The sequence below is a fragment of the Streptomyces sp. NBC_01006 genome (assembly GCF_045162725.1).
Taxonomy (GTDB): Bacteria; Actinomycetota; Actinomycetes; order Streptomycetales; family Streptomycetaceae; genus Streptomyces.
The window spans coordinates 7719558-7732666 of sequence record NZ_CP108700.1; the positions used below are offsets into that span (position 1 = coordinate 7719558).

The following is a 13109-nucleotide window of genomic DNA, read 5'->3' on the forward strand; positions in this document are numbered from 1 at the left end:
CCCCGAGACCGGACCCTCAGAAGCGCAGGGCCCATGCGTCGATGTAGCCCGTGTAGCCCGCGAAGGCGTCGTACACCCGCAGTTTCCACACGCCGTTGGCGGTCTCCGACGAGGCGTCGATCGCGTACACCCCTCGCAGATCGGCCTCGCCCCAGCCGGTGTAGCTGTCCTTGATCTGATACACCGTGCCGTCGGGCGCGACCACGTCGACCTGGAGGGTGCCGGAGTCCGGGTGCCCGATGTCGAGCTCCACGTCCAGCTGCGCGGGCGCGTGCCCGGGGATCCCGCCGACCGTGACCGGGGATTCGATCGGCTCCAGGTCCTCGACCGGATAGTCCGACGTGTTCGCGAAGCGGGGCCCCGGTACCCGGTTCGGCGCCGTCCCCACGTACAGGAGCCGGTCGGGCGAGCCCGGTCCGGCGTCGACCACCGAGCCGGTCGTGGCCGCCGCGGTCAGGGCGCCCGCCACCTGGGCGGGCGTGGCCGTACGGTGGTCGGCGAGGTAGAGCGCGGCCGCACCCGCCACGTGCGGCGAGGCCATCGAGGTGCCGGACATGGTCGTGCTCCAGTCGTCTCCCCAGAAGACCGCCGAGGTGATCGAGTCGCCCGGGGCGAACAGGTCCACCAGAGGGCCGTAGTTGGAGTACGAGGCGCGCGCGTCGCGGTCGTTGGTCGCCCCGACCGTGAGCGCCGCGGGCACCCGGGCGGGGGAGTGGGTGGAGGCGTCCGCGCTCTGGTTGCCCGCTGCCACCGCGTACGTGATGCCGGAGGCGATGGAGTTCCGTACGGCGGCGTCCAGTACGTCGTCGGGGTCGCCGCCCAGGCTCATGTTGGCCACGGCGGGCTTCACGGCGTTGCGGGTGACCCAGTCGATCCCGGCGACCACCTGCTCCGTGGTGCCCTCGCCCGACCAGTCGAGCACCCGGACCGACACGAGCTTCGCCTTCTTCGCGACGCCGTACGTCGTGCCCGCGAGGGTCCCGGCGACGTGCGTGCCGTGCCCGTGCAGGTCGTCGGCCTCGTAGTCCTCGTCGATGGCGTCGTACCCGTACGAGGCGCGCCCGCCGAAGTCCTGGTGGCTGATGTTGACGCCGGTGTCGATGACGTACGCGGTCACACCCTGCCCGGCCGAATCGGGGTACGTGTAGCTCCCGTCGAGCGGGAGCCTGCGCCGGTCGATCCGGTCGACGCCCCATGAGGGCGGCTCCGGCTGGGTGGCATCGAGCCGCAGTTTGCGGTTCTGCGCGACCTCGGCGACGGCTGGGTCCGCGGCGAGCCGGCGGGCCTGGTGCTCCGACAGTTGGACGGAGTAGCCGTTGAGGGCGGAGTCGTAGGTCCGGCGGATCGTGCCGCCGAAGCGTGTGACCACGGACCGGCCCTGTGCCGTACGGGCGCCTGCGCGGGCCGGGTTCAACAGGACGAGGTAGCTGCCGGCGACGGCTCCGGGCGCTCCGGCGTACCGGACGGTCCCTTCGGCGGGCGGACTCGCGGCCGAGGCCCCGGTCTGCGCGCCGAGGGCGAGCGCCGCGGCGAGGGCGAGGACGGCCCCGCACCGCCGTGGTCCGAATCCGAACTGCCGTAATCCGTGTGACCCATGTAACCCGTGTGATCTGCGCAATCCGTGTGATCTGCGCAACCCGTGTGATCCGTGCCATGTCTTGAGCATTCGGGTCGAACCCCCCTTGAGTCGTCCGCCCAGACTGGGGCGCCAAGGGGCCCCGCACAAGGCTGTGTACACAGGAGGAACCAGACCCGCCGGTCGCGTGCGCGTTCGTGTGCGTGCCTACGCGTGCGCGTGTAAGCGGACGGCCGCATTTCCGGCAATTCTTGACGTACAAGCTGAAAGAGACCACCATCTACGGCAGTCAAGGTCCCGCGCCGCAAGCCGACAAGCCCAAGGAGCGAACCCCATGCCCGCCTTTGCCCCGTCCTCCACTTCCGAAACCACCGCAGTCGTCCCCAGTCCGCGCCGCGGCAGCCACGCCGCCCGGATCGCGGACCTGCCGCGGATCGAGGAGCCCAGGGAGGTGGCTCCCGCGGATGCGAGGGAGCTGTCACGGGTGTTCTTCCGGCGGCTGCGCGAACTGCCCGAGGGCACGCCGGAACACCAGTACGTCCGGAACACGCTCATAGAGATGAACGCCTCACTCGTCCAGTACGCCGTCCGCCGTTTCCGCGGCCGGGGTGACGGGGGCGACATCGAGGACATCGTCCAGGTCGGCGCCATCGGCCTGATCAAGGCCATCGACCGGTTCGACCCGGCTCTCGAGAACGAATTCGCCACACTCGCCATGCCGTACATCACAGGCGAGATCAAACGGCACTTCCGTGACACCTCCTGGGCGGTGCGCGTCCCGCGCCGGCTCCAGGAGCTGCGCATCGACATCGCCCAGGCGAAGGAGCAGCTGACCACCACCCTGGACCGAGCGCCGACGGTCGCGGACCTCGCCGGCCACCTCGACCTCGCGGAGGAGGAGGTCATAGAGGGTCTCGTCGCCGCCAACGGCCATACCACCGGCTCCCTGGACGCCCCGCACTCAGGTCACGCGGAGCGCGGCGACGGCTCGGCCGACGGCCACACCCTCGCCGACGTCATGGGCGAGGAGGAGCCGGCCCTGGAGCGGGTCGAGGACATCCAGACCCTCGCACCGCTGCTCGAACAGCTCTCGGACCGCGAACGCCGGATGCTGCGGATGCGCTTCGGCGAGGAGCTCACCCAGGCGCAGATCGGCGCCGCGCTGGGCATCTCGCAGATGCAGGTCTCGCGCCTGCTGACCCGCGTCCTCGCCCACCTGCGCGCCTCCATGCTGGAGGACCCGGACCCGGACATCGCCTAGGGCGACCCGGGACGCCCCGGACCTGGCCCGGACCTCCCGGCGTGAGGTGGGTCACCTCGGCGTTTACCCCGGAGGAGCGTGGGCACCCGCGGATCCGGAGCGAACCCTTCCGTCGGCCGTCACGCGGCCGGCCCGGGTGCGGGCGGATCCCGTGCCGCTCCACGGCCTGTGCCCGGCCCCAGCGGCCGGGCGCAGCCCGTTTCCGGTACGACCCGCGAGGTGTATGTGTCCACGCTCCAGGCCGAGCACGTCTACAAGGTGTTCGGAAGACGACCCGGCGACGCCGCCGCCGCTGTCCGCGCGCTCCGAGCCGGCGCCGGCCGCGACGACCTGCGCGCAGACGGTACGACGGCCGCTGTGATCGACGCCTCGTTCCGCGTCGAGCCCGGCGAGATCTTCGTCGTCATGGGTCTGTCGGGATCCGGCAAGTCCACGCTGCTGCGCATGCTGAACGGACTGCTCGAACCCACCGAGGGGCGCATCCTCTTCGACGGCCAGGACCTCACCTCCCTCTCCAGGCGTGAGCTGCGCCACGTCCGCTCCACCAAGATCAGCATGGTCTTCCAGCACTTCGCGCTCTTCCCGCACCGCAGCGTGCTGGAGAACGCCGCCTACGGGCTGGAGGTGCAGGGCGTCGCCCGCGACGAGCGCCTGCGCCGCGCCGCCGAGGCGCTGGAGCTGTGCGGGCTCGCCGGCTGGGAGGCCTCCTGGCCCGACGAGCTGTCCGGCGGCATGCAGCAGCGTGTCGGCCTGGCCCGCGCCCTCGCCACGGACGCCGACCTGCTCCTGATGGACGAGTCCTTCAGCGCGCTGGACCCGCTGATCCGCCGCGACATGCAGGACCAGCTGCTGGAGCTCCAGCAGCGGCTCAAGAAGACCATCGTGTTCATCACGCACGACCTCAACGAGGCCATGCGCCTCGGCGACGGCATCGCCGTCATGCGCGACGGCCGCATCGTCCAGCAGGGCACCGCGGAGGACATCCTCACCCGCCCCGCCGACGACTACGTCGCCTCCTTCATCCAGGACGTCGACCGCTCGCGCGTGCTCACCGCCGACGCGGTGATGACCGAGCCCGCAGCCGGCGCCGCCCCCGCCTGCGGCTGCCCCAGCGTCACCGCCGACACCCCGATCGCCGACCTGTGCGCCGTCAGCGCCCGCGTCCCGCACGCGGTCGCCGTCACCGACGGCGCCGGGGTCGTCGTGGGCTCCGTACCGCAGGACCGGCTCGTCGCCTTCATCGGCGACGAACAGCGCGACCAGGTGCGCTGCGCGGAGGTGGCCGCCTGATGCCCCGCCTGCACCTCGGCGCCTGGGTCGACAGCGGTGTCGACTTCCTCCAGCGCCACCTGTCCTGGCTGTTCGACGCCATCAGCGCGCTCGTCACTGGCCTGTACGACGGCATCCACGCCGTGCTCGACGCGCCCGCCCCGCTGCTGTTCGCCGGCATCCTCGCCGTCGGCGCCTGGTGGCTGCGCGGGCTGCTCGCCGGGCTCCTCGCCTTCGCGGGCTTCGCACTCGTCGACTCCGTCGACCTGTGGTCCGACGCGATGTCCACGCTCTCGCTGGTCCTCGTCGCGACCCTCGTCACCCTCGTGTTCGCGGTCCCGCTCGGGATCTGGGCCTCCCGGTCCGACCGGGTCAGCGCCGTCCTGCGGCCCGTCCTGGACTTCATGCAGACCATGCCGGCCATGGTCTACCTGATCCCCGGCATCATCTTCTTCGGCGTGGGCGTGGTGCCGGGCATCATCGCGACCATCATCTTCTCGCTGCCGCCCGGCGTACGGATGACCGAGCTCGGCATCCGCCAGGTCGACGCGGAACTCGTCGAAGCCGCCGACGCCTTCGGAACCACCCCGCGCGACACCCTCGTACGCGTCCAGCTGCCGCTGGCCCTGCCCACCATCATGGCGGGCATCAACCAGGTCATCATGCTGGGCCTGTCCATGGTCGTCATCGCCGGCATGGTCGGCGGCGGCGGGCTCGGCGGCGCCGTCTACCGGGCCATCGGCAACGTGGACATCGGCCTCGGCTTCGAGGCGGGCATCTCCATCGTCATCCTCGCCATGTACCTGGACCGGATGACCGGGGCGCTGGGCCGCCAGGTCTCCCCGATCGGCCGGCGCACGCTCGCCAAGGCACAGGCCGCCGCGAGCGGCGCCGCCAAGCTGTGGAACCACCGCCCCCAGCCCGCCTACGCCGTCACCGGAGCCGTGGTCCTCGCCCTCGTCGCGGGCGGCCTGAACACCTTCGGCGGCTCCGGGCAGCCGGCCGCCGCCGGGGCCGACGCCATGGGCAAGGGCCGCAAGATCAGCATCGGCTACATCCCCTGGGACGAGGGCATTGCCTCGACCTACCTGTGGAAGGAGCTCCTGGAGCGCCGCGGTTTCCAGGTGGAGGCCAAGCAGCTGGAGCTCGGCGCCCTGTTCACCGGGCTCGCGGGCGGCCAGGTCGACTTCCAGACCGACGCCTGGCTGCCGGTCACGCAGGCCCAGTACTGGGAGAAGTACGGGAACAAGCTGGACGACCTGGGCTCCTGGTACGGGCCCACCTCCATCGAGCTGTCCGTCCCCTCCTACGTGAAGGACGTCACCTCCCTCGCCGACCTCAAGGGCAAGGGCGCCGAGTTCAAGGGCCGGATCATCGGCATCGAGCCGAGCGCCGGCGCGATGGGGATCCTGAAGGGCAAGCTGCTCAAGGAGTACGGCCTGGACGGCGAGTACCAGGTCGTCGACGGATCGACCCCCGGCATGCTCGCCGAGTTGAAGCGGGCCTACGAGAAGCAGGAGCCGGTGGCGGTCGTGCTCTGGTCGCCGCACTGGGCGTACGCCTCGTACGACCTGAAGAAGCTCGAAGACCCCAAGGGGGCCTGGGGCAAGGGCGACGGCATCCACACCCTGGCCCGCAAGGGCTTCGCTGCGGACGAGCCCGAAGTGGCCTCCTGGCTGCGTTCGTTCAAGCTGACCGAGGCCCAGCTGACCGGCCTGGAGGCGAAGATCCAGGAGGCGGGCAAGGGCAAGGAGCAGCAGGCCGTCCGCACCTGGCTGAAGGAGCACCCGGAGGTCGCGAAGGCCGCGTGATCGCCGTACGGCGGTGAAGGCGCCGGCGGTCGGCGGAGCGTACCTCTCCACCGACCGCCGGCGCCTTCGTCGGCCCGGGCGGACGGTACGGCGGGTCTGCACCGGGAACGCACCCCTGACCAGCCGGGATCCTGGAGGATCGGCCCGTGCCGCAGAGTGGCGGGCCATGGCACAGTGCCTGGGACACCACCGCCGGACCAGGGAGCCCCCATGCGTGATCCGCACCCCGTGCCCCGGCTCGCGGCCGCCCCCGAGGCTCCTGCGGCGGAGCCGGGCCCGCTGCCGCGCTGCCCCGTGTGCGGGGGCGCACCGGAGCGGATCTCCTGGCGGCAGTGCCCGGGCCGGCCGGTGCTGCTGGTCTTCGACCCCTGCGGCGACCGGTACGCCTCGCAGGCCCCGCCGACCTTGGCCGTCACCCCGCCGCCGGGACCGACCGTACCGCCGGCGCCGCCCGTACCGGTCAGCAGCTGAGGAACGCGGCGATCCGCTCGGCGAACGCCTCCTCGCCGAGGATCTCGATGCCCGCCTCCTCGGCCTTGGCCACCTTGCCGCCCGCCTTGGCCCCCGCCACGAGCAGCGTCGTCCGCCCCGATATGCCGCTCGCGGACTTCCCGCCCGCCCGCTCGATCAGCTCGCGCACCCGGTCGCGCGTGTCGTACGCCGCCAGCGCGCCCGTCATCTTCCCGGTGACCACCACGGTCTGACCGGCGAGCGGCCCCTCGGCACCCTCCGCGCACTCGGCGCCGGCGGGGCGCTCCACCTGCGGCTCGGTGAGGTTGACCCCGGCCGCGGCCAGCTTGTCGATGACCGGTCCAAGCGAGGCGACCTGGGCGACGATGCCGGCCGCCTTGGTCTCGCCGACCAGCTCGACCTCCGTCATGGCGGCGGCGTCGGCGGCCCGGATCGCCTCCATCGTCCCGAAATGGCGGGCGATCCGGCGGGACATGCCGCGCCCGGTGCCGACGACCCCGAGCGCGCAGAACACCCGCGCCAGCGGCCTGCCCTTCGCGGCCCCGATCTGCTCCAGCAGCTTCGCGGCCCGCTTCCCGCTCCCCGCGGCCTGCGTCAGCGCCGCGTGGTCCAGCGCGAACAGGTCGGCGACGTCCCTGACCCGGCCGGCCTCGACCAGCGCCCGTACGTACGTCTCACCCAGGCCGTCGATGTCCAGCTGGTCGCGCCCGGCGGCGTACAGGATCGCGGCGATCCGCCCGCAGTCGGCCGGCTGCGCGCACCGCCACCGCTCCTGGCTCCGGTCTATCTCCCCCTGGCAGCCCGGGCAGACGGCCGGCAGCTCGATCGGCCGCTCCTCGCCGGTGCGCAGCTCCACCACCGGGGCCTCGACGCGCGGGATGATGTCACCCGCCTTGTAGACGGTCACGGTGTCGCCGAGCCGCAGGCCGCGGCGCTCGATGTCGGCGGGGTTGTGCAGGGTGGCGTGCCGCACCACCGAGCCGTCCACCTCCACCGGCTCCAGGACGGCGGTGGGCGCCAGCACCCCGGTGCGGCCCACCGCCCAGGTCACGCCGAGGAGCCGGGTGCGCCGCTCCACCGCCGCCAGCTTGTACGCGGTCGCCCAGTGCGGGTGGCGCGAACCGGTCCCGGCGGCGGCCTGCTCGGTCAGGGAGTCCAGCTTGACGACGACCCCGTCGATCCCGAACGGCAGCCGGGCGCGCAGGTCCGCGATCCGGTCGACCTGCTCCTGCACCTCGGCGGCCGTCGCCACCACCGTCAGCCCCGCGGGGGTGGCGGCGGCCGTCTGCACGCCCGCGGCGGCGACGAAGGCCATCACCTCCGCGTGGGAGGCGCCGGGCAGTACGGCGGGGCCGTCCGGCCCGACCGCGCCGAACGCCCAGAACGTCATCTCCACCGTGTACGGGCGGCCCTTGGCCCGGAGTGTTCCGGCCGCCCCGTTGCGCGCGTTGGAGAACGGCCCGGCGCCGTGCGCGGCCCGTATTTCGTTGGCCCGCTCGAACTGGGCCGTGGTCAGCAGCACTTCGCCGCGCACCTCGAAGGAGACGTCCGCGGCCAGCCGCTCCGGCAGCCCGACGATGGTCCCGATGGCGTGGGACACGTCCTCGCCGCTCGTCCCGTTGCCCCGGGTGACGAGCCGGACCAGCCGGCCGCCCTGGTAGCGGGCCGCCAGCGAGGCCCCGTCCAGTTTCGGCTCGACCACGAAGCCGCCCGAAACCGGCCCGCCCAGCCGGCGCACCACCGAGGCCTCCCAGTCGAGCAGGTCCTGCGGGCCGAACGCGTTCGCCAGCGAGAGCATCGCCGCCGTGTGCGCCACCTCCCCGGCCGGCACCGCGCCCCCGGCCACCTTCCCGGTCGGCGAGGCCGGGTCGGTGTGCTCCGGGTACCGCTCCTCGTACGCCTGTATCAGGGAGACGAGGAGGTCGAACGAGGCGTCGTCGAGCGGCGAATCGCCCGACCCGTAGTACGCGGCGGAGGCCCTGATGGCCGTACCGATCGCGTCGGCGTACTCGTCACGGGTGGTGAGGGCGGAACCGGCAGGAGTGGCGGTGGTGATCGTCATGCCCCGATCGTCGCGCAGGGGTCTGACAACGCCCCGGGACCGTGCCGCGAGACCCTCCCCAGGTGGCGGTGAAGAACCGCCACTGCTGGCTGTTGTTGTCCTGGTTCCGGCAGATCCACTGGTGGAGGTGGGCTCCGTCGGCGTACGAAGGGCCCTGGATGTCCAGGCACCTGCCGCTGTTCTGGTTGACGACGTTCCAGTACCGGTCGGCCGTGCGGCGGAACGTCCACTTCTGGTTCGAGTCGTCGTCCAGCCTGCAGCTCCACTGGTGGACGTTGCCCCCGTCGTCCTTGGACCACCCCTCGACGTCTGCGCACTTCGAGGAGTTCCTGTTCACGAGCTTGCCATGGTCACGGCACGGGTTTGTAGCGCTCCGGCTCGTCCGGCGGGAAGAGCATCGGCCGTACGGTCACCCGATCGGATGGCCCGGTTCACCGCAGAAACGACACGCCACCCCCGACGCACGATCTGGCTGACGGATGCTCAAAGCTGCTTGATTGGAGACGATTTCGAGCAGCATCCTTCAAGTGATCTCCGTGGACCGCTATCTTGCCAGGCGCATGCCAAAGCGGTGTGTCCGCAATCCGGACCGCACGAGGAGCTGCCCCATGAGACTCATCCGCATCCCCAGGCGCACGCACAGTCCCATCCCCACCCGTATCCCCACCCGCATACGCAAGAAGGCCAAGCGGCAGCGGGCACCCCTCGTCGCGCTGCTCGCAGCGGCCCTCGCCGTCGCCGGCCTGGCCGCCGCCGGGCCGATGACCTCACCGGCCGCCGCCGCCCCGGCCCCCGCCACGGCGGGCAACGCCACCGGCCTCACCCGGTCCGGGAACACCTTCACCGTCAGCACCTCCGCCGGAGCGAAGGCCCGCGTGGTCATCGCCCGCGCCGACATCTTCCGGCTCTGGCTCTCGCCCGACGGCGCCTTCACCAACGACCCGGCCGGCTCCGACCTCGCCCCCACCACCGACTTCGGCCCCGTCGACGCCTCCTTCACCGACGCGGGCGCGTACTACCGCATCACCACCGGCGCCCTGAACATCCGCGTCAACAAGACGCCCCTGCAGTTCTCCGTCTACCGCGCCGACAACGCCACCCTGATCTGGCAGGAGACCCAGCCCACCTCCTGGACCGGCACCCAGACCACCCAGTACCTGGCCCGCGGCGCCGACGAGCAGTTCTACGGAACCGGCCTGCGCCTCGGCGAATGGGCGCTGCGCGGCAAGACCGTCCCCGTGGCCGTCGACAACAAGTGGCGCGAGAACAACAACGCCAGCCCGGCTCCCTTCTACATGTCCACCAACGGCTACGGCGTCATGCGCAACACCTGGGCCCCCGGCTCGTACGGTTTCAACGCCCCGACCACCCTCACCCACGACGAGAAGCGCTTCGACGCCTGGTACTTCACCGGCGATTCGCTGAAATCCGTGCTCGACGGCTACACCGATGTGAGCGGCAAGCCGTTCATGGCACCGATGTGGGGCCTGGAACTGGGCAACGCCGACTGTTTCAACGCCTCCAACCCCGCATACCAGGGCGACCACAACCGGCTGCGCCACCAGACCACCCCCGACGTGGTCGGATACGCCACCGATGCCCGCGCCGCCGACATGCCCTCGGGCTGGTTCCTGCCCAACGACGGCTACGGCTGCGGCTACACCGCGCCGCTCAAATCGACCGTCGACGCCCTGAAGGCCAAGGGCTTCCAGACCGGACTGTGGACCTCCACCGGCCTCGGCTCCATCGCCGACGAGGTCGGTACGGCCGGCACCCGCGGGGTGAAGACGGACGTCGCCTGGATCGGTGGCGGCTACAAGACCGCCTTCACCGGCGTCCAGCAGGCCGTCGACGGCATCGAGAAGAACTCCGACGCCCGCCGCTACGTCTGGACCGTCGACGGCTGGGCCGGCACCCAGCGCAACGCCGTCGTCTGGACCGGAGACACCAACGGCACCTGGGACGACATGCGCTGGCACGTCCCCGCCATCGCCGGCGCGGGCCTGTCCGCCCTCAACTACGCCTCCGGCGACGTCGACGGCATCTTCGGCGGCAGCCCCAAGACCTACACCCGCGACCTCCAGTGGAAGGCCTTCACCCCCGCCTTCATGACCATGTCGGGCTGGGGCGCGACCAACCCGGCCGCCGGCTACCAGGACAAGCAGCCCTGGCGCTTCACCGAGCCGTACCTCTCCATCAACCGCAAGTACCTCCAGCTCAAGATGCGGCTGATGCCGTACCTGTACACCATGAGCCGCACCGCGCACGAAAGCGGCGTACCGAGCACCCGCGCCATGGTCCTGGAGTACCCGGACGACCCGGTGGCCCGCGGGAACCTCACCAGCGGCCAGTTCATGGCCGGTGATTCCTTCCTCGTCGCGCCGGTCGTCTCCGACACCTCCGTCCGCGACGGCATCTACCTGCCCGCCGGGACCTGGACGGACTACTGGAGCGGGAAGACGTACGCCGGACCGGGCTGGCTGAACGGCTACCAGGCGCCGCTCGACACCCTGCCCCTGTTCGTCAAGGGCGGCGCGATCGTGCCCATGTGGCCGCAGATGAACCACACGGGCGAGAAGCCCGTCTCCACCCTCACCTACGACATCCACCCGCGCGGGAACTCCTCCTTCAGCCTCTACGAGGACGACGGGCTCACCCGCGCCTACCAGTCCGGCGCGTACGCCCGCCAGCAGGTGGACGTCACGGCCCCGGCCGCGGGCTCCGGCACGGTCACCGTCTCCGTCGGCGCCCCCACCGGCAGCTACACCGGCAAACCGGCCGCCCGGGGCTACGAGTTCAGCCTTCACGTGGCCTCCGCCCCGGGCGCGGTCGCCGCGGACGCCGCCGCCCTGGCCCGCCACACGTCCAAGGCCGCCTACGACGCGGCCGCGTCCGGCTGGTTCTTCGACCCCGCCGACCGCGGCGGCATCCTGTGGGTCAAGTCCGGTACGAAGTCCGGCGCGTTCGGCATTACGGTCACCGGCACGTCCGTCCCGGCCGCCGAACCGATCCCGGCGACCTCCGCCCCCGTCCCGCAGTCGGCGTGGACCCTGGTCTCCGCCGACAGCCAGGAGACCGCCGCCGAGAACGGCGCGGCCAAGAACGCCTTCGACGGCAACCCGGCCACGCTCTGGCACACCGCCTGGTCCTCGGGCACCCCGGCCGCGCTGCCGCACGAGATCCGCATCGACCTCGGCGCGCGCTACGCGGTCGACGGCCTCGGCTACCTGCCCCGCCAGGACGGCGGGGTCAACGGCCGGATCGGCGGCTACGAGGTGTACGTATCCGACAGCACCACCGACTGGGGCTCACCGGTGGCGACCGGCACCTTCGCGGACACCGCCGCGGCCAAGTCCGTCTCCCTGTCCGCGAAGACGGGCCGCTACCTGCGCCTGCGGGCTCTGACCGAAGCCGGTGGCCGCGGCCCCTGGACCAGCGCCGCCGAGATCAGCCTGACCGGGCGGGCCGCCCCGCTCCCGGCCGACGACACCCTCGTGGGTGCGGCCTCGGCCCGCTGCGCGGACCTGCCGTACAGCGCCACCGCGCCGGGCACCGAACCCACCCTGTACACCTGCCACGGCGGCCCCAACCAGCGCTGGAGCCTGACGGCCGATGGCCGGGTCACCGGCCTGGGCGGGGTCTGCCTCGACGGTACGAGCGCCACCGCGGTCACCGTCCAGACGTGCGGCGGGGCCGCCGGCCAGAACTGGCAGCCGGGGCCGGACGGCAGCCTCCGTACGCTCGGCCAGTGCCTGGCCCCGGTCGGCGCGGGCACCGCGAACGGCACCAAGCTCACCCGCGCGGCCTGCGACGGAAGCCCCGCGCAACGCTGGACCTTCACGCCCTGACGGCGCCGGTCGTCAGAGCGCGCCGCCGCCGAGCACGGCCCGGCACTCCCGCCGGGCCGGCTCGGTCAGCAGCCCCCGCAGCCGGGTGAACAGGGCGAGGAGGCCCGGCCCGTGGGCCGCGCGGAACGCCGGGTCGATCCGGGCGAGGTCCAGCTCGTTCGCCGCGGACAGCTCGGCGAAGTCGCGCCGGGACTGCCGGTCGGGGGAGTGGACGTGGCCGGTGAACCGGTCGCGGAACGCCGGCGCCACCGACGACACCGCCTCGTTGTCGGCGGCGCCGGCGTCCGCGCCGCACGGTACGTCGGAAGCGAGCGTCGGATAGGAGGCCGCGCGGTCGCAACTGGCGTAGAAGTAGACGATCTCCTCGGCCTCGGCCCCGATCACCGCGGCCAGTTCGGCCCGCCGGGCGACCGGCAGCAGGGCGCTGGCGAAGCCGTCCGTCCCGTAGAACGCATGGCACAGGCCCGCGAGCCGGAGCGCCGGCCGGGCTCCCCACGCCCCGAGCAGTGCGTGTACGCGTTCCAGGTGGGCGAGCAGGGTGCCACCGGGGTGCGCCAGCCGCCCGGCGCCGAGTTCGCGCAGCAGCGCGAGGGCGCGTGCCTCCCGGCGCTCGGCCTGTGTCGGTATCGGTGCCGGCATGGGCGTGGTCCTCTCCCGCGTGACCCGGTCAGGTGGGTGGGTCGACACCCGTCCCCGCTCGCGCCGGGGTCCGGACCGTGGCGCGAGCGGGGACGGGTTGCCGCCCGGGGCCCTGGATTGATCGTTGTCCACCCGTAGATCCAAGTCAATCCTCTGATTCCCTATCAAGACC

General features: G+C 72.2%; 9 protein-coding genes. 5 read left to right on the top strand and 4 right to left on the bottom strand.

What is annotated here, in order from left to right:
• Nucleotides 1–16 precede the first annotated feature (16 nt).
• A complete protein-coding gene (locus tag OG509_RS35210) occupies nt 17–1618 on the bottom strand; it encodes a S8 family peptidase (protein ID WP_406186620.1) in 1602 nt (533 codons plus the stop codon).
• Nucleotides 1619–1910: 292 nt separating this feature from the next.
• On the opposite strand from OG509_RS35210, the gene OG509_RS35215 reads away from it, so the two are divergent.
• From OG509_RS35215 to OG509_RS35230, 4 genes are all read left to right on the top strand, one after another.
• Entirely contained in the window at nt 1911–2837 is a 927-nt protein-coding gene (locus OG509_RS35215) for a SigB/SigF/SigG family RNA polymerase sigma factor (protein WP_406186621.1), read from the top strand.
• Between the two features lie 225 nt (nt 2838–3062).
• Entirely contained in the window at nt 3063–4127 is a 1065-nt protein-coding gene (locus OG509_RS35220) for a glycine betaine/L-proline ABC transporter ATP-binding protein (protein ID WP_406186622.1), read from the top strand.
• The gene (locus OG509_RS35225; RefSeq protein WP_406186623.1) at nt 4127–5917 is read left to right on the top strand and encodes an ABC transporter permease/substrate binding protein; all 1791 of its coding nucleotides are present in this window, start codon (nt 4127–4129) and stop codon (nt 5915–5917) included. Before OG509_RS35220 ends, OG509_RS35225 begins: the two co-directional genes overlap by 1 nt.
• A gap of 210 nt (nt 5918–6127) precedes the next feature.
• Complete coding sequence (locus OG509_RS35230) at nt 6128–6388, top strand: hypothetical protein (RefSeq protein ID WP_406186624.1); 261 nt, start codon at nt 6128–6130, stop codon at nt 6386–6388.
• On the opposite strand, the gene ligA is transcribed toward OG509_RS35230, so the two are convergent.
• Nucleotides 6378–8450, bottom strand: coding sequence for an NAD-dependent DNA ligase LigA (ligA, locus tag OG509_RS35235; protein WP_406186625.1), 2073 nt, complete (start codon nt 8448–8450; stop codon nt 6378–6380). The genes OG509_RS35230 and ligA overlap by 11 nt on opposite strands.
• On the bottom strand, nt 8401–8787 hold the full coding sequence (locus OG509_RS35240) for an RICIN domain-containing protein (protein ID WP_406186626.1): 387 nt from the start codon (nt 8785–8787) through the stop codon (nt 8401–8403). Before OG509_RS35240 ends, ligA begins: the two co-directional genes overlap by 50 nt.
• 271 nt (nt 8788–9058) lie before the next feature.
• On the opposite strand from OG509_RS35240, the gene OG509_RS35245 reads away from it, so the two are divergent.
• A complete protein-coding gene (locus tag OG509_RS35245) occupies nt 9059–12298 on the top strand; it encodes a TIM-barrel domain-containing protein (protein ID WP_406186627.1) in 3240 nt (1079 codons plus the stop codon).
• Nucleotides 12299–12310: 12 nt separating this feature from the next.
• Here the strand turns inward: OG509_RS35245 and OG509_RS35250 are convergent, their stop codons facing one another.
• The gene (locus tag OG509_RS35250) at nt 12311–12937 is read right to left on the bottom strand and encodes a DUF6817 domain-containing protein (RefSeq protein ID WP_406186628.1); all 627 of its coding nucleotides are present in this window, start codon (nt 12935–12937) and stop codon (nt 12311–12313) included.
• Nucleotides 12938–13109: the final 172 nt, after the last annotated feature.